Genomic DNA, 20,787 nt, shown 5'->3' with positions numbered 1-20,787 from the left:
TGAAACATTCGGCGCGCCGAGAGGCGCCGGGGGCCGCGGATGTTTCGGCTCAGGCGAGGTCCGCGCCGGTCGATAGCATCCGGGCGTCGAGCTTGAGGTGGATCAGCGCGAGCCGCCCGCAGCCCAGCGCCGCGTCCAGCGCGGGGGCGAACGCGGACTGGTCCTCGACCGTCCAGCCCGCGCCCCCGTAGCTGCGCGCCAGCGCGGCGAAGTCCGGGTTGGCGAGGTCGGTGCCCGACACGCGGCCGGGATAGTGCTTCTCCTGATGCATGCGGATCGTGCCGTAGCGGCCGTTGTCGCAGGCGATGACGATGGGCTTGGCCCCGTGCTGCACCGCCGTGGACATCTCGTTGAGCGTCATCTGCAGGCAGCCGTCCCCCGCGAGGCAGACCACCGGGCGGTCGGGATGGCGGAGCGAGGCCGCGATGGCGGCGGGGAAGCCGTAGCCCATGGACCCGCTCGTCGGGGCCAGCTGGGTGCCCTCGCGCCGCCAGCGGTAGTAGCGGTGGAGGAAGGCGGCGTAGTTGCCCGCGCCGTTGGTGAGGATGGCATCGTCGGGGAGGACCGCGTCGAGGTGGAGGACGACGTCCTCCATCCGCACCGCGCCGGGCGTCGCGCGGGGGACGCGCCATGCCTCGTAGGCGGCCCGCGCCTCCGCCGTGGACGCGTGCCACCCCGGCAGCGCGTCGTCCCGCAGCGCGAGCGCGGTGCCGACATCCTCGGCCCGCGCGACGATGGGGTCGGCGGCGGTCCAGACCCGGTTCAACTCGTCGGGATCGGGATGGACGTGGATCAGGTGGGGCGCGTCGCGGACGGGGTCGAGCGCGGCGTACCCCCCTGTCGAGATGTCGCCCAGACGCGTGCCGAGCGCGAGGATCAGGTCGGCGTCCCGCAGGCGCGCCATGAGCGCGGGGTTCGGGCCGACGTTGAGGTCGCCCACGTAGGAGGGCGAGCGGTTGTCGAAGCGGTCCTGCCGCCGGAACGAGACCGCGACCGGGAGGCCGTGCCGCTCGGCCCATTCGCGGAACAGGTCCGCCCGGCCCTGCGCCCAGCGCGGGCCGCCGAGGACGACGAGCGGACGCGCGGCGGCGGCGAGGCGCCCGATCACCTCGTCGAGTTCGGGGACGGCGGCGGCGGGCACCTCCACCTCCGGGCGGTCGCGCACGTCCGCCTCGGCCGAGAGCATGTCCTCCGGCAGCGCGAGGACGACGGGGCCGGGGCGGCCCGACATCGACAGCGAGACGGCACGGGCGAGGTATTCCGGCAGCCGCGCGGTGTCGTCCACCTCGGCCACCCACTTCACGAGGGGGCCGAACATCGCGCGGTAGTCGACCTCCTGGAACGCCTCGCGGTCGCGGTGGCCGCGCGCGATCTGGCCGACGAGCGCGATGAGCGGGGTGCTGTCCTGCATCGCGACGTGGAGGCCGGCGCTGGCGTTCGTCGCCCCCGGGCCGCGCGTGACGGCGACCACGGCGGGCCGACGGGTCAGCTTGCCCCACGCCTCGGCCATCATCGCGGCGCCCCCCTCGTGGCGGCAGACGGTGTTGGGGATGCCCGCGTCGTGCAGCCCGTCCAGCAGGGCGAGGAAGGATTCACCGGGGACGGAGAAGACCCGCTCGATGCCTTGGATGCGGAGCTGGTCCGCGAGGATACGTCCGCCGTGGCGCATGGGGGTCTCCGGGTCGTGGTGGGGGGACCTGACGGGGATGGGGCGCGGTTGTCCAGCGTCAGGCCAGCGTCCGCACGATCAGGACCGTGGCGGCGAGGGTCGCCAAGCCCAGCGCCCATGGGCGGATCGCGCCCTTCTCCACCCGCGCGGCGAAGGGCCGGCTCGCCCAGAGCGTGAGCGGGACCAAGGGCGCGAGGGACGCGGCGAAGGCGAGGTGGCGCAGGCCGATCAGCCCCGCTGCCGCCAAGGCCGCCAGCGAGACGATCATGCCGAAGCCGAAGAACGCGTTCTGCGTGGCCGCCGCGCGCCGGGCCTCGACATCGGCGTAGAGCAGCGCCATCGGCGGGGCCCCGATCCCGGTGAGCGTGCCCATGACGCCCGCCGTGGTGCCGGCGCCGAAGAGCGTGGCGCCGGTGATCGGGACGCGCAGCCCCGCCACGGAGAGGGCGACGCCCAGCAGCACGACGATCCCGACCACGAGCGGGAGCGCCTCCGTCCCGACCACCGCCGTCGCCACGACCGCCGCGACCCCGGCGCCCAACGTCCGCCCCGCCATGCCGGGCGGCAGGTCCCCGCGCGCCACCGCGTCCCAGCCCTGCGCCGCGCTGCCGATCCCCACGGCCACCCCCAGCAGCAGCACCGTCGCGGGCATCCACTCGGGCGCGACCAACACCATGACGGGGGACGCCATCATCCCGAACCCCGCCCCCGACAGCCGCTGCAACGCGCAGCCCACGGCCACCGCCGCCGCGCAGGCGAGCCATGCGAGCGGGTCGGGGATCATCGCAGGGGGACCGAGACCTCGATCAGGTTGCCGTCGGGATCGCGGACGTAGAGCGACTCGATGGGGCCGGTCGCGCCGGTCCGCCGGACGGGGCCATCCACGACCGCGACCTCCTCGCGCGCGAAGCGGATCGCCCAGTCGGTGAGCGATCCCGCGACGAGGAAGCACAGGTCCGCGCTGCCCGGCGTGGGGCGGTCGGCCTTGGGGTCGTAGCCGCGGGGCGCGGGGTGGAGGTTGATCTTCTGGCGCCCGAAGGCGAGCGCCATGCGGGTCGTCCCATCCGCCACGGTGAACGGCTCGGGCGCCATGCCGAGGCAACGCCCGTACCAGTCCGCCGTCGCCTCGACGTCGGCGACCGTCAAGACCAGGTGGTCCAAGCTCTCGACCTTCACGGGCGCGTCCCTTCCTGCGATGACCGGCTCATGTCGTCCCCCGCCCCTCCCGCCGTCAACCGCGTCGACGTGATGGACCCGGCCCGCGCGTCCGCCTTCGCCGCGACGCTGGGCCGGGCCGATCCGGGCGACGGCCCCCTGCCCCCGTTCTGGCACTGGCTCTACCACTGGGACGCGCGCCCGCCCGAACGGCTCGGGCGCGATGGGCACCCGGCGGTGGGCGACGCGCTGATCCCCGACATGGGCCTGCCGCGCCGGATGTGGGCGGGCGGTGCGCTGGAGGTGCGGGGGCCGCTGCGGACGGGGAAGCCCGCGACGAAGGCCAGCCGCCAGCTTTCGGCGGAGCGGAAGGCGGGGCGGACGGGGCCCTTGGCGCTCGTGACGCTCGAGCACGAGGTGGCGCAGGACGGCGCGGTGGTGCTGCGGGAGCGGCAGGATCTCGTCTACCGGGCGGCCCCGTCGCCGGACGATCCGCTCCCTGCGGTGCGAATGGCGGAGCGGGCGCCGGTGGAGGAGGCGCGCGTCTTCGACGAGGTGGCGCTGTTCCGCGCCTCGGCGCTGACGTTCAACGGGCATCGCATCCACTACGACCGGCTCTACGCGACGGAGGTGGAGGGCCATGCGGGGGTCGTCGTGCATGGCCCGCTGCTGGCCGAGGCGATGGCGGACCTCGCCGCGCGGGCCGGGCCGGTGCGGCGCATGTCCTACCGGCTGACCGCCCCGGCGGTGGCGGGCGAGGCGCTGACGGTGTGCCGCGACGGCGCGCGGCTCTGGATGCGGGGCGCGGACGGGCGGCTCTGCGCGGAGGGCGCGTGGGGCTAGGCCATCCGCTCGGCCAGATCCAGCATCCGGCAGGCGAAGCCCCATTCGTTGTCGTACCAGCCGAACACCCGGACCATGCCGCCCCGTGTGCCGGAGCCGGCCACGCGGGTCTCGGCGGGCAGGTGGACGTAGCTCTCGGGGCGCATCCGCATGTCGGCGCTGACGACCTCGTCGGTCTCCGCGCCGATTACGGGCGAGGCGAGGATGGCGTCGTCCACCTCCGCCGCCGTCGCGGGCGCGCGCAGCATGACGGAGAGGTCCACCGCCGAGACGCTCGCCGTGGGCACACGCACCGACTGGCAGGGGACGCGGCCGGCGAGGTGGGGCAGCACCTCGTCCACCAGCCGCCCGGCGGATGTGGTCGTGGGCACCATCGACAGGGCCGCCGCACGGGAGCGGGCGAGGTGGGGGCCGTGGGCCGTGTCCACCGTGGGCTGGGAGCCGGTGTAGCAGTGGATCGTGGTCATCGACCCGGTCTCGACCCCGAAGGCGTCGTCGAGCGCCTTGAGCAGCGGGGCGACCGCGTTTGTGGTGCAGGACGCGTTGGACACGACGCGCTGGTCGGCCAGCAGGTGGTCGTTGGCGCCGATCACGATCGTCGCGTCGGCGACGGTCGAGGGGCCGGACATGAGGATGCGCCTGGCGCCCGCGCGCAGGCCCCGCTCGACCTCGTCGCGGGTGTCGGCATGGCCCGTGCATTCGAGGACGAGGTCGATGTCCGACAGGTCCAGCGTCGAGAGGTCGTCCGTCGAATGGAACGGGATGCGGTGGCGGCCGACGCGCAAGGCCCCCGGCTCGGCGGCAACCTCCTCGGGCCACGGGCCGAACACGCTGTCCCAGCGCATGAGGTAGGCGCAGGTCTCGGGTGGGGCGATGTCGTTGATCCCCGCCACCACGAGGTTCCCCCTGCCCCGCAGGTGCGCGCGCAGGATCGACCGGCCGATGCGGCCGAACCCGTTGATCAGGACGCGGGTCATCCGGCCTCGGACAAGCCTTGGTCGAGCGCGGCGACGATGGCGTCCCCCTCGGCGGGGGTCAGCGTCAGCGGCGGCGAGACGACGAGGTTCGCGCCCGACCACCGCACCATCGCGCCCGCGCGGTAGGCGGCCTCGAAGATGCGGCCCGCGCGCGCGGGATCGGCGGTCTTGGCGTCGCGGTCCGACACGATCTCCAGCGCGCACATCAGGCCGATCCCGCGCACGTCGCCGACGCACGCGTGGCGCCGCAGACCCTCCAGCCCCGCGAGGACGCGCGCCCCGGTCGAGGCGGCGTTCTCCCAGACCTTCAGCCGCTCCGTCTCGGCGAGGCAGGCCAAGGCGGCGGCGCAGCCGACCGGGTGGCCGGAATAGGTATAGCCCGTGGGGATCATGCCCCCCGTCTCCTCGTGCTCGAAGGCGTCGGCGAGGCGTTCGGACACCATCACCGCGCCCATCGGGAAGTAGCCGGAGGTCAGCGCCTTGGCCAAGGTCATCAGGTCGGGCCTCACCCCCGACCGCCGCGACGCGCAGACATGGCCCGTGCGCCCGAAGCCGGAGATGACCTCGTCGGCGATGAGCAGGACGCCGTGGCGGTCGCAGATCTCGCGCGCGCCCCTCAGGAAGCTCTCGGGCGGGACGATCACGCCCCCCGCCCCCTGCACCGGCTCGAGGATGAAGGCGGCGACCGTGGCCGGGTCTTGGAAGACGATCTGCTCCTCCAGCATCCGCAGGCACAGCGCCGAGAGCCGCTCGGGGTCGGTCTCGTCCCAAGGGTTGCGGTAGGCGTAGGGGCTGGGGACGTGGAACGTGCCGGACAGGTGCGGCTCGTAGGGCGCGCGGAAGAGCGGGTTGCCGTTCACCGCCGCCCCGCCCCAGTGGGTGCCGTGATACGCCTTGGTCAGCGCGACGAACTTGGTGCGCCCCGGCTCGCCGTTCAGCTTGTGATACTGGCGCGCGAGCTTGAGGGCCGTGTCCACGGCGTCCGAGCCACCGGAGGTCAGGAAGGCGCGGGTCAGCCCCTCGGGCCCGAACCAGCGCGCCAGCTCGACCGACAGCTCGATCGCGGGGCCGTTGGTCGTGCCCTTGAAGGCCGAGTAGTAGGGCAGTTCCGCCAGTTGCGCGGCCACCGCGTCCTTGATGGGCTGGCAGGAGTAGCCGAGGTTCACGCACCACAGCCCCCCGACCCCGTCGATGGTCGTGTGGCCCGCCTCGTCGGTGATGCGCACGCCCTCGGCCCTGCGGATGATCTTGGGCGGGTTCGCGCGCGCCTCGCCCGGGTGGCCGAAGGGGTGCCACAGGTGGCGGGCGTTCATCTCGGAGAGGAAGTTGTCGTCGCGCATGGGAGCACCTCCGCCTCCGTGATGGGGGAGGTGCGGGGCGGAGGGCAAGCGGAGGATTGTGCGGATACGGTCGCCCTCTGCGGGGCGGGCGCGGGGCACCGCGACGGGCGACCCGCGCCTACACGTCCCAGTCGTCCTCGGACGCCACCGCCCCCATCGCCGTCCACTCCGCCCGCACGCGCGCCACCTTGGTGTCGCCCCACGTGCGGAACACCAGCTCGCAGCCCTCGCAGGTGACCTCGCCCACCGACAGGTCGGCGCGGTGGTTCGAGCCGGCGTCGATGTCGATCATCGCCACCACCGCCTGCACGACGGGCGCCTCGCGGAACGGCGCGCCGAAGGTCACGGCACGCCGCGCCTCGCGCGGGCCGGTGCCGACCCACATCTCGCCGTCGTCCTCGAAGTCGGAGAACATCTGCACCGAGCCTTGGTCGATGCCGAGCGTGTGGCAGGCGATGCGCTTCATCGGGGGGGACGATACCCCGAGGCCCGAAAAGGAAAACGCCCCGGCCGAAGCGACCGGGGCGTCCGTTGCATGCTATCCTCAGGCGGCGTGCGCTAGAGGTTCGGCTGGTTCGGGTCGAGGCCGATATGGCCGCCCATCGCCACCATGTCCTCGACGAGCTTCTCGGCGCTGTCGAGCAGCCCCTCGGTGTCCTCGCCGCGGTCATGCCGCTCCTTGGCCGCATCGCGCGAGGCGCGCGCCTCGCCGACCCAGTCGTCGAACGTGCCCTGATCCACCTCCTCGGCGGGGAGCGCGCGCTCGGCCAGGACGGTCGTGCTGTCGGCGCCGACCTCGGCGAAGCCGCCGGTGACGGCGTAGCGGGTCTCGGACCCGCCGCTCTCGACGATCAGGACGCCCGGCCGCAGGGACGTGACCACGGCGGTGTGCCCCTCGGCAGCGGTCATGTCGCCGTCGGCGCCGGGGATGCGGACGGCGTCCACCTCTTCCGAGGCGAGCCGCCGCTCCGGCGAGACCAGTTCGAAGCGATACGCCATCAGGCGGCCTCGGCGGCCATGCGCTCGGCCTTGGCGATCACCTCGTCGATGCCGCCGACCATGTAGAACGCGGCCTCCGGCAGGTGGTCGTACTCGCCCGCGACGACGGCCTTGAAGGACGAAATCGTGTCCTCCAGCGGCACCTGCTTGCCGTCCGCGCCGGTGAAGACCTTCGCCACGTCGAACGGCTGGGACAGGAAGCGCTGGATCTTCCGGGCGCGCGCCACGGTCAGCTTGTCCTCCTCCGAGAGCTCGTCCATCCCGAGGATCGCGATGATGTCCTGGAGCGACTTGTAGCGCTGCAGGATGCCCTGCACGTCGCGCGCCACTTGGTAGTGCTCCTGGCCCAGGATCTGCGGGTCCATCAGGCGCGAGGTCGAGTCGAGCGGGTCCACCGCCGGGTAGATACCCAGCTCCGAGATGGCGCGGTTGAGAACCGTCGTCGCGTCGAGGTGCGCGAAGGTCGTGGCCGGCGCCGGGTCGGTCAGGTCGTCCGCGGGCACATACACGGCCTGGATCGAGGTGATCGAGCCGTTCTTGGTCGAGGTGATCCGCTCCTGCATGGCGCCCATGTCGGTGGCCAGCGTCGGCTGGTAGCCCACCGCCGAGGGGATGCGGCCCAGAAGCGCCGACATCTCCGAGCCCGCCTGCGTGAAGCGGAAGATGTTGTCGACGAAGAACAGCACGTCCGCGCCGGTGGCGTCACGGAACTGCTCGGCCATGGTCAGGCCGGTCAGCGCGATGCGGGCACGGGCGCCCGGCGGCTCGTTCATCTGGCCGAACACCAGCGCGATCTTGGAGTCGGGCAGGTTGTCGGGCGTCAGCACGCCGGACTCGATCATCTCGTGGTAGAGGTCGTTGCCCTCGCGGGTCCGCTCGCCCACGCCGGCGAACACGGACAGGCCCGAGTGCACCTTGGCGATGTTGTTGATCAGCTCCTGAATCAGGACCGTCTTGCCCACGCCCGCGCCGCCGAAGAGGCCGATCTTGCCGCCCTTCGAGTAGGGGGCGAGCAGGTCGATGACCTTGATGCCCGTCACGAGGATCTCGGCCTCGGTCGCCTGGTCGGCGAAGTCGGGCGCCTCGGCGTGGATGGGGCGGTACTCGTCCGCCTCGACCGGGCCCTTCTCGTCGATCGGGTCGCCGGTGACGTTGAGGATGCGGCCCAGCGTGGCGGTGCCCACGGGCACCTTGATCGCCGACCCGGTGTCGGTGACCGCCTGCCCGCGCACGAGGCCCTCGGTCGCGTCCATCGCGATGGTGCGGACCGTGTTCTCGCCGAGGTGCTGCGCGACCTCGAGCACGAGGCGCTTGCCATTGTTGTCGGTCTCGAGCGCGTTGAGGATCTCGGGCAGATCGCCGTCGAACTGCACGTCGACGACGGCGCCGATGACCTGCGTGACCTTGCCGTTTGCCATTGGGGTGTCTCCGGTTGTTCGGGTCAGAGCGCCTCGGCGCCCGAAATGATTTCGATCAGCTCGTTGGTGATGACCGCCTGCCGCGAGCGGTTGTACTCGATGGTCAACGCGTCGATCATCTCGCCGGCGTTGCGCGTCGCGTTGTCCATCGCGGACATGCGCGCGCCCTGCTCGCCGGCCGAGTTCTCCAAGAGCGCGGAGAAGATCGCCGTGGCGACCCCGCGCGGCAGCAGGTCGGCGAGGATCGCCTCCTCCGACGGCTCGTAGTCGTAGAGCGCGACGTCCGCGTCGCCCTCCGCCTCGGGCGGCTGGAACGGGATGATCTGCTGGGCGACGGGCCGCTGCGCGATGACCGACTCGAACTCCGAGTAGAACATCGTGCAGACGTCGAACTCGCCGTCGTCGAACATCTTGAGCACGTCGGCCGCGATGGACGACGCGTTCGCGTAGCCCAGCCGCTTCACGCTCGACAGGTCCACGTGCTTCACCATGTGGTCCGCGAAGTCGCGCTTGAGCGCCTCGCGGCCCTTCTTGCCGACGGTGACGATCTTCACCGTCTTGCCCTCGGCCACGAGCTTCTGGGCGTGGGTCCGGGCCAGCTTGGCGATGTTGGCGTTGAACCCGCCGCAGAGCCCCCGCTCGGCCGTGAGGACGAGCAGGAGATGCGTCTGGTCCGAGCCCGTGCCGCGCAGGAGGCGCGGCACGCCGTCGCCGTCGCCCGCCCCCGCCGCGAGGGCCGAGAGCACGGCGTTGAACCGCTTCGCGTAGGGGCGGGACGCCTCGGCGGCGTCCTGCGCCCGGCGCAGCTTGGCGGCGGCGACCATCTGCATGGCCTTGGTGATCTTGCGCGTCGACTTGACGCTCTCGATCCGGTTCTTGAGGTCCTTCAGGGAAGGCATGTCGTCTCCCTCCGGATCAACCGGCGTAGGTGTCGGCGTAGGCTTGGATCGCGGCCTTCAGCTTGTCCTCGGCATCGCCCTTGATCTTGGGGTCCTCCGACGTGATCCAGTCCAGCACGTCCTTCTTCTGGCCGCGCATGAACTTCAGCAGGCCCTCCTCCCACTTGCCGACCTCGGCCACCGGCACCTCGTCGAGGAAGCCGTTGGTGCCCGCGTAGATCACGGCCACGATCTCGGCGTTGGTCAGCGGCGAGTACTGCGGCTGCTTCATCAGCTCGGTCAGGCGCGCGCCGCGGGCCAGCAGGCGCTGGGTCGAGGCGTCGAGGTCCGAGCCGAACTGCGCGAAGGCCGCCATCTCGCGATACTGCGCGAGCGAGAGCTTCACGGGGCCGGCGACCGACTTCATCGCGTTGGTCTGGGCCGAGGAGCCCACCCGCGACACCGACAGGCCGGTGTTCACCGCCGGGCGGATACCCTGGTAGAACAGCTCCGTCTCGAGGAAGATCTGGCCGTCGGTGATCGAGATCACGTTGGTCGGGATGAACGCCGATACGTCGCCGCCCTGCGTCTCGATGATCGGCAGCGCCGTCAGCGAGCCGTTGCCCGAGTCGTCGCCCAGCTTGGCCGAGCGCTCCAGCAGTCGGGAGTGCAGGTAGAACACGTCGCCCGGATAGGCCTCGCGCCCGGGCGGGCGGCGCAGCAGCAGGGACATCTGGCGGTAGGCCACGGCCTGCTTGGAAAGGTCGTCGTACACGATCAGCGCGTGCTTGCCGTTGTCGCGGAAGTACTCGGCCATCGCGGTCGCGGCGTAGGGCGCGAGGAACTGCATCGGGGCGGGGTCCGAGGCGGTCGCGGCGACCACGATCGAGTAGTCGATCGCGCCCGACTCCTCGAGGCGCTTCACCAGCTGCGCCACCGTCGAGCGCTTCTGGCCCACGGCGACGTAGACGCAGTAGAGCTTCTGGCTCTCGTCGTCGCCGGCGGCGTCGTTGTAGGACTTCTGGTTGAGGATCGCGTCGAGCGCCACGGCGGTCTTGCCGGTCTGGCGGTCGCCGATGATCAGCTCGCGCTGGCCGCGCCCGATCGGGATCATGGCGTCCACGGCCTTGAGGCCGGTGGCCATCGGCTCGTGGACGGACTTGCGGGGGATGATGCCCGGCGCCTTGACGTCCGCAACCCGGCGCTCGGTCGCGGTGATCGGGCCCTTGCCGTCCAGCGGGTTGCCGAGGCCGTCCACGACGCGGCCAAGCAGCTCGGGGCCGGCCGGCACGTCCACGATGGAGTTGGTGCGCTTGACCGTGTCGCCCTCGGCGATGTCGCGGTCGGAGCCGAAGATCACGACGCCGACGTTGTCGGATTCGAGGTTCAGCGCCATGCCCTGGATGCCGCCGGGGAACTCGACCATCTCGCCGGCCTGGACGTTGTCGAGGCCGTAGACGCGGGCGATGCCGTCGCCCACGGACAGCACGCGGCCGACCTCGGCGACTTCGGCCTCTTGCCCGAAGTTCTGGATCTGATCCTTCAGGATCGCGGAAATCTCGGAGGCTTGGATAGCCATCTCAGCGGACCTCTTTCATCGTGTTCTGCAGCGCGGCGAGCTTCGCGCGGATGGACGTATCGATCATCTGGGAGCCGACCTTGACCACGAGGCCGCCGATCAGCGCCTCGTCCACCGTCACCTCGACGGCGACGTCCTTGCCGGTCGACGCCTTCAGCGCCTCGGACAGCTTCTTCTGCTGGGTGTCGGTCAGCTTCTTCGCGGACCGGACCTCAGCGGTGAGCTGGCCCCTGTCGTCGGCCAGCCGCTCCTTGAGCGCCTCGACCAGCGCGGGGGCCACGAAGAGCCGCCGCTTGGAAGCCATCAGGCGCAGCGTGTTGGTCAGCGTCGCCCCGAGGCCGAGCTTCGCGGCGACGGCCGCGATGGCCCCCTCCTGCTCGGCGCGGGTCAGGACCGGGGACGCCATCGCGTCGCGCAGGTCGGACGACTCGCGGATCGCCGCGTCCAGCGTGGAGACGTCCGCCTCCAGCGCCGCGAGGTCGCCCGCATCGCGGGCCAAGTCGAAGACCGCCTGCGCGTAGCGCTCGGCAATCCCCATCGAGATCGAAGCAGGTTCGGCCACGTCGCCCCTTTCGCCGTGTTCGTCGCGGGCCGGGACGGCAGTGCCCCGGCGCGTCTCGGGGGCCGCATGTCCCATGCCGGACAAGCCGCCCCCGCGAAATCGCGGCCCCTCTAGCAGCACGGGTTTCGCCCCGCAACGGGGTGGCGGGCGCGATCCGTCGCATCCCGGGTCCACGCGGACCGCGACCCGGCCGCGCAGGGCGCCCGCGCGGGGGACATGCGGATATCCTCAGGGCTGCGGCTATCCGCAGCACCGCGTGGCCGCACCGCCGCCTAGGACCGGCCCATCGGTCGACGGGACCGGGCGAGGGCGTGACGATGGCAGACGAGGGCGTGACGATGGCACAGGACTTCGCGACGTGGATGGCGGGGACGGGCCCGCTCGAGGCGATCGGGCTGATCGGGGCCGGCGTCTACATAGCGACCTACGTGTCCCTGACCCTCGGCTGGCTCGACGTGCGGCGCCCGCGCTACTTCATGTGCAACATGCTGGCCGCGTCCCTCGTGCTCGCCGGCTTGGTCCAAGCGTTCAACCCGGCCTCGGCGGTGATCCAGATCTTCTTCATCGGCGTCAGCTGCGTCGGCCTGCTGCGCTGCCGCCGGCGCGCACGGTTCGGCCCCGCCCGGGCCGCCGGACGCGGCGCCCCCGTCGGGCCCGCCTTCAGGTCCGCCCCGCGACTCCCGGTTCCGGCACAGGGTCCAGCACGCGCAGCGGTCGGCGGACGCGTTCGGCGAGTCCGGGTCGCGGACGCGCCGGCACCTGCTTGGCGAGCTCCAGGAGGATCACGCCCCCACCGTTCGACCGGCTGATCCGCGGCCCCATCCGCTCTAGCATGCCGTGGGCGCGCAGCCAGAAGTCGCGCTCGGACGGCGGGCCGTAGAGGGCGGCGGAGTGGCGGGCCGGCTTGAACCCGGCCGCCTGCGCGAGCGCCTCGAGCTGGCTGAGGGAGTAGGGCCGCCCGAAGCCGAACGGCGTCGCGTCGCGCCGCGCCCAGAGGCCGGAGCGGTTCGGCACGATCAGCATCGCCCGCCCGCCCGGGCCGAGCACGCGCTCGCACTCGTCCAGCAGCGCGCCGGGCGACTCGGAGGTCTCGAGCCCGTGCAGCAGCACGAGCCGGTCGACGCTGCCGGTCTCGACCGGCCACAGCGTCTCCTCCACCAGGACGGACACGTTCGGCCGACCGGGGGGCCACGGCATGACCCCCTGCTGCGCGGGCATCAGCGCGGTCACGCGGCGGGCGTCGGCGAGGTAGGGACGCAGCAGCGGCGCCGCGAACCCGAACCCCGCCACCGTCTGCCCCCGCGCGCCGTCGGGCGGCCAGAGCGCGGTCAGCCTGTCGCGGATCGCCTTCTGCGCCGCGCGGCCCAGCCGGGTCCGGTAGTAGAAGCGGCGCAGGTCGACGACGTCGAGATGCAAGCGGGGTCCCTCCGCCGGACAGGCCCGGCGGAGGGGAGGTAGCATGGGCGCCCCCGTCAGGCGAGGCGGCGCAGGTAGGTCACCTTGTCCACCCCGTCGGCATAGTAGCCGGGGATCGTCGCGACATGGTCGCACCCGCTTGCGGCATAGAAGACGCGGGCCGGCGCCTGATCCTCGTCGGACGACGTATCAATCAGGAGCAGGCGACCGCCCTGCCCCCTCGCCGTCTCCGCCGCCGCGGCGAGCAGCGCGCGGGCGACGCCCCGCCTGCGCGCCCCGGGCCGGGTCGCGAGGAAGAGCATGTTCCATGCGTCGCCCGACATGGGCTCGGGCGCGAGCATCGCGGCCCCCTGCGGGTCGGGGCCGTCATGGATCAGCCAGCGGCGGTCGCTGCCGCCCCCGGCCCATGCGGCGAGGTCGGCCTCCATGTAGTCGAGTTCGTCCGGGCCGAAGAGGCCGGACTCGCGGACGACGGCCATCAGGGCCGACAGGTCGGTGGGGGTGGCCCGGCGGATGGGCTGTGCATTGGTCAATGGTCTGGTCTCGGTGCTGTCGGCGACTGCCGATGCGGAATGGGTTCCGCGGGGTGCGGGCGCGGCGCGGGGGCCGGATCACGAAACCGCCCGCCGAATGGCATGCCGCGGCATGCGCGATCAACGGCAAATTCACTCCACTTTGACGGGAACGAGGGGAGTCGCCGGGGGTTGCCCTCCCGGAGCCGGCGCGCTCCGCTGCGACGACCCCGACCGGAGGACCCAATGACCGTCGCGGACACCCTCGTCACGATCCCCTGCCTCGAGGACAATTACGCCTTCCTGTTCCGCGCGGGCGACCGGACCGTGCTCGTCGACGTCCCGAAGGCCGCGCCGATCGCGGCCGCCTTGGACGAGCGGGGATGGCGCCTGACGGACGTGCTGCTGACGCACCACCACTGGGACCACGTCGACGCGCTGCCCGACCTGCTGGCGATGCGGGACGGCGGCGTCGCCGTCTGGGGGGCGGAGGCCGACGCCCACCGCCTGCCCCCCTTGGACGAGCGCGTCGTGCCGGGCACCGGCATCGAGATCGGCGGCGCGCGGGCGGAGGTCTGGGACGTGTCGGGCCACACGATGGGCCACGTGGCCTTCGTCTTCGACGGGGTGGCCTTCACCGGCGACAGCCTGATGGCGGGCGGCTGCGGGCGCCTGTTCGAGGGCACGCCCGAACGGATGCACGAGAGCCTGTCGCAGTTCGACGCCCTGCCCGACGAGACCCTGATCGCCTCGGGCCACGAGTACACGACGACCAACCTGCGCTTCGCCCTCTCGCTTGAACCGGGCCGCGCGGCGCTTACCTCCCGTCTAGCCGAGGCCGAGGCGGCGCGCGCCGCGGGACGCCCCACCGTCCCCTCGACCCTCGGGCTGGAACGCCGCACCAACCCGTTCCTTCGCAGCCACGATCCCGCGCTCAAGGCCGCGACGGACACCGCCGACAGACCGGACGTCGAGACGTTCGCCGCCACCCGCCGGGCGCGGGACCGTTTCTGATGCCTGCGGAATGGGCACGGTCGGTCACGCGACCGCGAGTCAGCCGATGAAAAGGGTTGAAGGCCGCCCGCCGACACCCAAAACTTAATCTAAGGCCGGCCCCCTATCCCGGGGGCCGCGCACAGACAGGAGAGAACACCATGCCCTCGTTCTCGAACACCCTCGAGCAGGCCATCCACGCCGCCCTCGCGCAGGCCAACGAGCGTCACCACGAGCTGGCGACGCTGGAGCACCTGCTCCTCGTGCTGATCGACGAGCCCGATGCCGCGCGCGTGATGCGCGCCTGCGGCGTCGACCTCGACGAACTCCGCCAGACCTTGGAGGAGTTCATCGAGGACGATCTCAGCACCCTCGTCACGGACGTCGAAGGCTCCGAGGCCGTGCCCACCGCCGCCTTCCAGCGCGTGATCCAGCGCGCCGCCATCCACGTGCAGTCCTCGGGCCGCTCGGAGGTGACGGGCGCCAACGTGCTGGTCGCCATCTTCGCCGAGCGCGAGTCGAACGCCGCCTACTTCCTGCAGGAGCAGGACATGACCCGCTACGACGCGGTCAACTTCATCGCCCACGGCGTCGCCAAGGACCCGTCCTTCGGCGAGGCGCGGCCCGTCGAGGGCACCGAGGACGAGGGCGAGATGCCCGTCGAGGGGTCCGAGGGCGGGCCCAACCCGTCCGAGAACCGCGAGAGCGCGCTGGCCAAGTACACGGTCGACCTCAACAAGAAGTCGGCCAAGGGCGACGTCGATCCGCTGATCGGGCGCGAGCACGAGGTGGAGCGCTGCATCCAAGTGCTGTGCCGCCGCCGCAAGAACAACCCGCTGCTGGTGGGCGACCCCGGCGTGGGCAAGACCGCCATCGCGGAAGGCCTCGCCTTCAAGATCGTGCAGGGCGAGGTGCCCGAGGTGCTGTCCGGCGCCACGATCTATTCGCTCGACATGGGCGCGCTGCTGGCCGGCACCCGCTACCGCGGCGACTTCGAGGAGCGGCTCAAGGCCGTCGTCACCGAGATGGAGGAGCATCCCGACGCGGTGCTCTTCATCGACGAGATCCACACGGTGATCGGCGCGGGCGCGACGTCCGGCGGCGCGATGGACGCCTCCAACCTGCTCAAGCCCGCCCTTCAAGGGGGCAAGCTGCGCACGATGGGCTCCACGACCTACAAGGAGTTCCGCCAGCACTTCGAGAAGGACCGCGCGTTGTCGCGGCGCTTCCAGAAGATCGACGTCAACGAGCCGACGGTCGAGGACACGATCAAGATCCTCAAGGGCCTCAAGGACCGCTTCGAGGACCACCACTCGATCAAGTACACGGCCGACGCCATCAAGTCGGCGGTCGAGCTGTCCGCGCGCTACGTCAACGACCGCAAGCTGCCCGACAAGGCGATCGATGTGATCGACGAGGCGGGCGCGGCGCAGGCGCTGGTGACCGAGTCCAAGCGGCGCAAGACCATCGGCGTGAAGGAGATCGAGGCGGTCGTCGCCAAGATCGCCCGCATCCCGCCCAAGAACGTCTCCAAGGACGACCAGGAGGTGCTGCGCGACCTCGAGGGCGCGCTCAAGCGCGTGGTCTTCGGGCAGGACAACGCCATCGAGGCGCTGGCCTCGGCGATCAAGCTGTCCCGCGCGGGCCTGCGCGAGCCGGAGAAGCCCATCGGCAACTACCTGTTCGCGGGCCCCACCGGCGTCGGCAAGACCGAGGTCGCCAAGCAGTTGGCCGACACGCTGGGCATCGAGATGCTGCGCTTCGACATGTCCGAGTACATGGAGAAGCACGCCGTCAGCCGCCTGATCGGCGCGCCGCCGGGCTACGTGGGCTTCGACCAAGGGGGCCTCTTGACCGACGGCGTGGACCAGCATCCGCATTGCGTCCTGCTGCTCGACGAGATCGAGAAGGCGCACCCGGACGTCTACAACATCCTGCTGCAGGTGATGGACCACGGGAAGCTGACCGACCACAACGGCCGGACCGTCGACTTCCGCAACGTGATCCTGATCATGACGTCCAACGCGGGCGCCTCGGACGCCGCGCGCGCGCCGCTCGGCTTCGGCCGCGACCGCCGCGAGGGCGAGGACACGGAGGCCATCGAGCGGACCTTCACGCCGGAGTTCCGCAACCGCCTCGACGCGGTGATCGCCTTCGCGCCCCTGCCCAAGGACACGATCCTGCAGGTGGTCGAGAAGTTCGTGCTGCAGCTCGAGGCCCAGCTGCTGGACCGCGGCGTGACGATCGAGCTGACCAAGCCGGCGGCCGAATGGATCGCCGACAAGGGCTACGACGACCGTATGGGCGCGCGCCCCTTGGCGCGGGTCATCCAAGAGCACGTCAAGAAGCCGCTGGCCGAGGAGCTGCTCTTCGGCAAGCTGGCCAAGGGCGGGCTCGTCAAGGTCGGCGTCAAGGACGGCAAGCTGGACCTGCGCATCGAGGAGCCGAAGAAGGCCATCTCGGACAAGCGCCCGCCGATGCTCACGGCGGACTGATCCGACGGATCATCTGGAAGGCCCGGCCCCGCGCCGGGCCTTCCTCGTTTCGGCCCGCGGCGCGACCGGAAGGCGGCCCCGCCCCGGACCGACGGGGAACCTAGAGCAGGACGGGGACGGTGCAGTGGCAGGACCGACATGGCATGCTCCGGGGATGCATCTCGTCCATGCCGCCCTCCTGACGCTCGCGCTCCCCGCCGCGGCGCAGGACCTCCTCCTCGTCCCGCCGCTCGACTGCACGCTCGGGGAAGACTGCGACATCCAGCAATACGTCGATGCCGATCCCGGTCCCGGTGCCGCGGACTTCACGGGCGGGCCGCTCTCCTACGACGGGCACGCGGGCACGGACTTCCGCGTCGCGGATCTCGAGGCGATGGCGGCGGGCATCCCCGTCCGCGCCCCCGCCGACGGGGTGGTCCGGGGCGCGCGCGACGGGATGGCCGACCGTGCCATCGCGGACCGCGCCGAGGTGGAGGGCCGCGAATGCGGCAACGGCGTCGCGCTCGACCACGGCGGCGGCTGGGTCACGCAGCTGTGCCACATGGCGGAGGGATCGGTGACCGTCGCGCCCGGCGACCGGGTCGCGGCGGGCGACGTGCTGGGCGAGGTCGGCCTGTCCGGCGCGACCCAGTTCCCCCACGTCCACCTGCAGGTGACCCGCGACGGCGAGACGGTGGACCCGTTCGTCCCCGGCACGGGCGCGGCGTGGGCCGAGCCGGTGCCCTACGCGCCCGGCGGGCTCCTGGGCGCGGGCTTCGCCGATGCGGTGCCGGAGTACGACGCGGTCAAGGCGGGCACTGCGGACGCTTCCGCGCTTCCCCTCGACGCGCCCGCGCTGGTGCTTTGGGGCCATGCGTTCGGCGGGCGGGCGGGCGACGAGATGCGGCTCACCGTCATCGGCCCGACAGGCCGGGAGGTGCTGGCCACCACCGTCGCGCTGGAACGAACCCAAGCGGAGCTGTTCCGTGCCGTCGGGCGCCGTTTGCGCGCCGCGCGCTGGCGGGGCGGCGACTACGTCGGCACCGTCGAGCTGCTCCGCGACGGCACGGTGATCGACCGGGTCGAGGCGCGCGTGACGCTCGGCTAGAGCAGGACCGGCAGGCGTCCGAGCTCGAAGGGCCCGAACCGCACCACCCCGTCCCGAACGGCGAGGGGCACCTCCACCACGCCGTCGTCCCCGGCCACGCCGCGCAGCGCCGCCTCGACCAAGGCGCGCCGCGACCGGGGCAGCATGTTCTGCGATTCCGCGAGGTCCAGAAGGCGCTCCCACCCCTCGGCCCGAACGGTCACGAGGCCCTGCGCCCGCCCCGCCCGGTCGACGTCGAGCGTCCCCTCGCCCGACAGCCGCACCTCGCCCCAGACGACCGCCACGTCGCGGAGGTCCAGCCCGGCCACCTGCGGCGGCGCCCCCGGCCCGAGCGCGACGGGGGCCGCCATGCGGGCCGTCGCGTCGAGCCGGACGATGCCGATCGCGGCGGGCATCCCGCCCTCGGCCAGCATCCCGGCGGCGGGGTCGGGGATCGTCACGTCGGACAGGGCGAGCGCCACGTCGTAGCCGCTGCCGTCCTCGGCCCACCGGGTCGCCGCCCGCGCCGCCGCCACGGTGGAGACCGCGCCCAGCGTCTCGACCGCCAGCGCCTCGCCCTCCAGCGTCGCGCGGTCCAGCACCGGCGGCAGCGCCGGCCCCGCCACCACGGAGGCGCGCATCCGCCCGGAGCGGACGACGACGGGCAGGCCCATCACCGTCACCGTCTGCTCGGGCGGGAAGGCGACGATGGCATGGTTGGGCCGGTAGGACAGCATGAGGATGTCGAGGAACGGGGCCGTCCACTCGACCTCGCCCGTGGGGTCCACCGCGCGCGGCGCCTCCAGCCGGGTGTCGAAGCGGTTGGGGAAGCCGCCGGTCGAGGCGTCGGTCCAAGACACCTCCCAGCCCTGCGTCGCCGCCGCGGCGGGCGCGCGGTCGAGCGCCGCCTGCACGCCCGCCCGCCCCACCAGCCACCAGCCGGACCACAGCGCGGCCAGCACCGCCACGAGGATCGTCAATGCGCGCATGTCGGGCCGCTCCTTGCCGTTCGGGCCCCAATCCCCCTACACGCCCCCCGGTTCAACCGGGAGCGACATCATGGACCTGTGGGTGTTCGGCTACGGCTCGCTGATCTGGAACCCCGGAATCGAGGTCGCCGAGACCGTGCGCGCGACGCTCGACGGCTACCATCGCAGCTACTGCATGTGGTCGATCCACCACCGCGGCTCGGAGGCGGAGCCGGGCCTCGTCCTCGCGCTGGAGCCCGCGCCCGGCGCGGCCTGCGAGGGGGTGGCCATCCGCGCCGCCGACCCGGAGCCCGCCTTGGCCGCCCTGCGCGAGCGGGAGCTGATCTCCTCCGCCTACAGGGAGGAGCAGGTCCGCCTGCGCGCGGCGGACGGGCGCGCCATCGAGGCGATCACCTACGTGATGGACACGTCGCACCCGCAATACGCGGCGGGGCTGAGCCTCGAGCGGCAGGCGGAGATCATCGCCCACGCGACGGGCGGGCGGGGGCCGAACCACGAGTACCTCTCCGCCTCGGTCGAGGCGCTCGAGGGGATCGGCGTCCGCGACCCCGACCTCGCCCGGCTCGACGCGATGGTGCGGCGCATCCGCGACAGGCCCGCCTGACACCCGCGCCGTCTCCTTGTGGCGGCCCGTCCCCCGCGCGTAACCTCCCGCGCAACCACGAGGGCGGGCAGGCTCCGACATGACGACGACCCAGATCGACGCGGGGACGCAGTTCTCGCAGCCGGTCCGCCAGATCGCATGGATGCTGGCGGTCCTCGTCGCCGTCGGCGTGGGCGTGTGGCTGATCTACCCGACCGTCGCGCCGGTCTTCGCCGCGAACCCGTGGCTCAACGGGGTCATCCTAGGGGTGTTCGTGATCGGCGTGATCGCCTGCTTCGCGCAGGTGCTGCAGCTGTTCTCCTCCGTGGCTTGGATCGAGGGCTTCGCCGAGACGCGGGCGGGCCACGATGTGACGCGCCCGCCCTCGCTCCTGATCCCGCTGGCCGCGCTGCTGCGCGCCCGCTCCAAGCGCAGCCAGATCTCCGCCACCTCCTCGCGCTCGATCCTCGACTCGGTCGCGCAGCGGATGGAGGAGGCGCGCGACATCACCCGCTACATCGTCAACACGCTCATCTTCCTCGGGCTGCTCGGCACGTTCTGGGGCCTCGCCACCACCGTCCCCGCCGTCGTCGACACGATCCGCTCGCTGGACCCCGGCGCCGGGGGCGGGATCGACGTGTTCTCGCGGCTGATCGACGGGCTGGACGACCAGCTCGAGGGAATGGGCGTCGCCTTCGCCTCCTCGCTCCTCGGCCTCGCCGGGTCGCTGGTCGTCGGCCTGCTGGAGCTGTTCGCGGGCCACGGCCAGAACCGCTTCTACAACGAGCTGGAGGACTGGCTGTCCTCCATCACCCGCGTGGGCCTCGTGGGCGACTCGGGCGAGGAGACGATCGACCAGTACTCGCTGGCCGCCGTGCTGGACCACATGAACACCCAGATGGAATCGCTGGAGGACATGTTCCAGAAGGCCGAGGCCGGGCGCCTCGCGGCGGATGCCCGGCTCGCCACGCTAGCCGACGCGATCACCGCGATGTCGCAGCGCGACGACAGGGCCAGCGTCTCCGCCGCGCTCGACCGGGTGGCCGAGGGGCAGGGCCAGATCGTCGAGGTCCTGCGCGGCTCGGCGGGCGCCGACGGCGGGCTCGACGCCGAGAGCCGGATGCGCCTGCGCTCCATCGACGTGCAGCTGCTCAAGGTCTTCGAGGAGATGTCGACCGCCCGCACCGCCGCCGTGGACGACCTGCGCGGCGACCTGACCGCCCTGACCCGCGCCATCCGCCAGCTGAACCGCCTCGCCTCGGCGACCCAAGCCCAGTCGCAAGGCGGCTCCGCCCAGCCGCAGGACGGCTGAC

The 20,787-nt window shown here is 72.3% G+C and carries 20 protein-coding genes; 6 read left to right on the top strand and 14 right to left on the bottom strand.

Features of this window, described 5'->3' with window-relative positions:
* Window positions 1-49 precede the first annotated feature (49 nt).
* Genes JQC91_RS07685 through JQC91_RS07675 form a run of 3 tightly spaced genes read right to left on the bottom strand, consistent with a single transcriptional unit; the run spans window position 50 to window position 2,830 of the window.
* Window positions 50-1,669 (bottom strand): thiamine pyrophosphate-binding protein, encoded by a 1,620-nt coding sequence (locus JQC91_RS07685; protein WP_203286215.1) that lies wholly within the window; start codon window positions 1,667-1,669, stop codon window positions 50-52.
* Between the two features lie 58 nt (window positions 1,670-1,727).
* Window positions 1,728-2,453, bottom strand: coding sequence for a TSUP family transporter (locus tag JQC91_RS07680; RefSeq protein WP_203286214.1), 726 nt, complete (start codon window positions 2,451-2,453; stop codon window positions 1,728-1,730).
* A complete protein-coding gene (locus JQC91_RS07675; RefSeq protein ID WP_238941367.1) occupies window positions 2,450-2,830 on the bottom strand; it encodes a VOC family protein in 381 nt (126 codons plus the stop codon). The genes JQC91_RS07680 and JQC91_RS07675 overlap by 4 nt, the downstream gene beginning before the upstream one ends.
* Before the next feature lie 45 nt (window positions 2,831-2,875).
* Between JQC91_RS07675 and JQC91_RS07670 the strand changes: the two genes are divergently transcribed.
* Window positions 2,876-3,667, top strand: a complete 792-nt coding sequence (locus JQC91_RS07670) for an acyl dehydratase (RefSeq protein WP_203286212.1) — start codon at window positions 2,876-2,878, stop codon at window positions 3,665-3,667.
* Here JQC91_RS07670 and JQC91_RS07665 read toward each other — a convergent pair.
* From JQC91_RS07665 to JQC91_RS07620, 10 genes are all read right to left on the bottom strand, one after another.
* Window positions 3,664-4,644, bottom strand: coding sequence for a glyceraldehyde 3-phosphate dehydrogenase NAD-binding domain-containing protein (locus tag JQC91_RS07665; protein WP_203286211.1), 981 nt, complete (start codon window positions 4,642-4,644; stop codon window positions 3,664-3,666). The two genes, JQC91_RS07670 and JQC91_RS07665, sit on opposite strands and share 4 nt — an antisense overlap.
* Entirely contained in the window at window positions 4,641-5,984 is a 1,344-nt protein-coding gene (locus JQC91_RS07660; protein WP_203286210.1) for an aminotransferase class III-fold pyridoxal phosphate-dependent enzyme, read from the bottom strand. Before JQC91_RS07660 ends, JQC91_RS07665 begins: the two co-directional genes overlap by 4 nt.
* A gap of 118 nt (window positions 5,985-6,102) precedes the next feature.
* A complete protein-coding gene (locus JQC91_RS07655; RefSeq protein ID WP_203286209.1) occupies window positions 6,103-6,450 on the bottom strand; it encodes an H-type lectin domain-containing protein in 348 nt (115 codons plus the stop codon).
* A gap of 92 nt (window positions 6,451-6,542) precedes the next feature.
* Window positions 6,543-6,983: a F0F1 ATP synthase subunit epsilon gene (locus tag JQC91_RS07650; RefSeq protein WP_203286208.1), complete on the bottom strand. Its 441-nt coding sequence runs from the start codon at window positions 6,981-6,983 to the stop codon at window positions 6,543-6,545.
* Window positions 6,983-8,401, bottom strand: coding sequence for a F0F1 ATP synthase subunit beta (gene atpD / locus JQC91_RS07645; RefSeq protein ID WP_203286207.1), 1,419 nt, complete (start codon window positions 8,399-8,401; stop codon window positions 6,983-6,985). The genes JQC91_RS07650 and atpD overlap by 1 nt, the downstream gene beginning before the upstream one ends.
* Before the next feature lie 23 nt (window positions 8,402-8,424).
* The gene (locus JQC91_RS07640) at window positions 8,425-9,300 is read right to left on the bottom strand and encodes a F0F1 ATP synthase subunit gamma (protein ID WP_203286206.1); all 876 of its coding nucleotides are present in this window, start codon (window positions 9,298-9,300) and stop codon (window positions 8,425-8,427) included.
* A gap of 16 nt (window positions 9,301-9,316) precedes the next feature.
* Window positions 9,317-10,858: a F0F1 ATP synthase subunit alpha gene (gene atpA / locus JQC91_RS07635; RefSeq protein WP_203286205.1), complete on the bottom strand. Its 1,542-nt coding sequence runs from the start codon at window positions 10,856-10,858 to the stop codon at window positions 9,317-9,319.
* 1 nt (window position 10,859) lies between these two features.
* A complete protein-coding gene (locus JQC91_RS07630) occupies window positions 10,860-11,420 on the bottom strand; it encodes a F0F1 ATP synthase subunit delta (RefSeq protein ID WP_203286204.1) in 561 nt (186 codons plus the stop codon).
* 660 nt (window positions 11,421-12,080) lie between these two features.
* The gene (locus JQC91_RS07625) at window positions 12,081-12,836 is read right to left on the bottom strand and encodes a methyltransferase domain-containing protein (RefSeq protein ID WP_203286203.1); all 756 of its coding nucleotides are present in this window, start codon (window positions 12,834-12,836) and stop codon (window positions 12,081-12,083) included.
* 56 nt (window positions 12,837-12,892) lie between these two features.
* Window positions 12,893-13,369, bottom strand: coding sequence for a GNAT family N-acetyltransferase (locus tag JQC91_RS07620; protein WP_203286202.1), 477 nt, complete (start codon window positions 13,367-13,369; stop codon window positions 12,893-12,895).
* Between the two features lie 225 nt (window positions 13,370-13,594).
* Here JQC91_RS07620 and gloB point away from each other — a divergent pair, with 225 nt between their 5' ends.
* From gloB to JQC91_RS07605, 3 genes are all read left to right on the top strand, one after another.
* The gene (gloB, locus tag JQC91_RS07615; protein ID WP_203286201.1) at window positions 13,595-14,362 is read left to right on the top strand and encodes a hydroxyacylglutathione hydrolase; all 768 of its coding nucleotides are present in this window, start codon (window positions 13,595-13,597) and stop codon (window positions 14,360-14,362) included.
* A 140-nt stretch (window positions 14,363-14,502) separates the two neighbouring features.
* On the top strand, window positions 14,503-16,836 hold the full coding sequence (clpA, locus tag JQC91_RS07610; RefSeq protein WP_203286200.1) for an ATP-dependent Clp protease ATP-binding subunit ClpA: 2,334 nt from the start codon (window positions 14,503-14,505) through the stop codon (window positions 16,834-16,836).
* Window positions 16,837-16,990: 154 nt separating this feature from the next.
* The gene (locus JQC91_RS07605) at window positions 16,991-17,923 is read left to right on the top strand and encodes a M23 family metallopeptidase (protein WP_203286199.1); all 933 of its coding nucleotides are present in this window, start codon (window positions 16,991-16,993) and stop codon (window positions 17,921-17,923) included.
* Here JQC91_RS07605 and JQC91_RS07600 read toward each other — a convergent pair.
* Window positions 17,920-18,891: a DUF2125 domain-containing protein gene (locus tag JQC91_RS07600; protein WP_203286198.1), complete on the bottom strand. Its 972-nt coding sequence runs from the start codon at window positions 18,889-18,891 to the stop codon at window positions 17,920-17,922. The two genes, JQC91_RS07605 and JQC91_RS07600, sit on opposite strands and share 4 nt — an antisense overlap.
* 70 nt (window positions 18,892-18,961) lie before the next feature.
* On the opposite strand from JQC91_RS07600, the gene JQC91_RS07595 reads away from it, so the two are divergent.
* Together JQC91_RS07595 and JQC91_RS07590 are read left to right on the top strand one after the other, a co-directional pair.
* A complete protein-coding gene (locus JQC91_RS07595) occupies window positions 18,962-19,495 on the top strand; it encodes a gamma-glutamylcyclotransferase (RefSeq protein ID WP_203286197.1) in 534 nt (177 codons plus the stop codon).
* A gap of 79 nt (window positions 19,496-19,574) precedes the next feature.
* Complete coding sequence (locus JQC91_RS07590) at window positions 19,575-20,786, top strand: biopolymer transporter ExbB (protein ID WP_203286196.1); 1,212 nt, start codon at window positions 19,575-19,577, stop codon at window positions 20,784-20,786.
* Window position 20,787: the final 1 nt, after the last annotated feature.

Origin of the sequence: Jannaschia sp. Os4, from assembly GCF_016820245.1 — a bacterium.
GTDB lineage: Bacteria > Pseudomonadota > Alphaproteobacteria > Rhodobacterales > Rhodobacteraceae > Jannaschia.
Note: the sequence above shows the minus strand (reverse complement) of the source record. Positions and strands in the feature narration are given on the sequence as shown.

Coding starts and splice junctions, on each gene's coding strand:
- JQC91_RS07595 (WP_203286197.1), top strand. CDS start 18,962: ATGGACCTGTGGGTGTTCGGCTACGGCTCGCTGATCTGGAACCCCGGA.
- gloB (WP_203286201.1), top strand. CDS start 13,595: ATGACCGTCGCGGACACCCTCGTCACGATCCCCTGCCTCGAGGACAAT.
- atpA (WP_203286205.1), bottom strand. CDS start 10,858: ATGGCTATCCAAGCCTCCGAGATTTCCGCGATCCTGAAGGATCAGATC.
- JQC91_RS07640 (WP_203286206.1), bottom strand. CDS start 9,300: ATGCCTTCCCTGAAGGACCTCAAGAACCGGATCGAGAGCGTCAAGTCG.
- atpD (WP_203286207.1), bottom strand. CDS start 8,401: ATGGCAAACGGCAAGGTCACGCAGGTCATCGGCGCCGTCGTCGACGTG.
- JQC91_RS07605 (WP_203286199.1), top strand. CDS start 16,991: ATGCATCTCGTCCATGCCGCCCTCCTGACGCTCGCGCTCCCCGCCGCG.
- JQC91_RS07590 (WP_203286196.1), top strand. CDS start 19,575: ATGACGACGACCCAGATCGACGCGGGGACGCAGTTCTCGCAGCCGGTC.
- JQC91_RS07660 (WP_203286210.1), bottom strand. CDS start 5,984: ATGCGCGACGACAACTTCCTCTCCGAGATGAACGCCCGCCACCTGTGG.
- JQC91_RS07650 (WP_203286208.1), bottom strand. CDS start 6,983: ATGGCGTATCGCTTCGAACTGGTCTCGCCGGAGCGGCGGCTCGCCTCG.
- JQC91_RS07600 (WP_203286198.1), bottom strand. CDS start 18,891: ATGCGCGCATTGACGATCCTCGTGGCGGTGCTGGCCGCGCTGTGGTCC.
- JQC91_RS07670 (WP_203286212.1), top strand. CDS start 2,876: ATGTCGTCCCCCGCCCCTCCCGCCGTCAACCGCGTCGACGTGATGGAC.
- clpA (WP_203286200.1), top strand. CDS start 14,503: ATGCCCTCGTTCTCGAACACCCTCGAGCAGGCCATCCACGCCGCCCTC.
- JQC91_RS07680 (WP_203286214.1), bottom strand. CDS start 2,453: ATGATCCCCGACCCGCTCGCATGGCTCGCCTGCGCGGCGGCGGTGGCC.
- JQC91_RS07655 (WP_203286209.1), bottom strand. CDS start 6,450: ATGAAGCGCATCGCCTGCCACACGCTCGGCATCGACCAAGGCTCGGTG.
- JQC91_RS07685 (WP_203286215.1), bottom strand. CDS start 1,669: ATGCGCCACGGCGGACGTATCCTCGCGGACCAGCTCCGCATCCAAGGC.
- JQC91_RS07665 (WP_203286211.1), bottom strand. CDS start 4,644: ATGACCCGCGTCCTGATCAACGGGTTCGGCCGCATCGGCCGGTCGATC.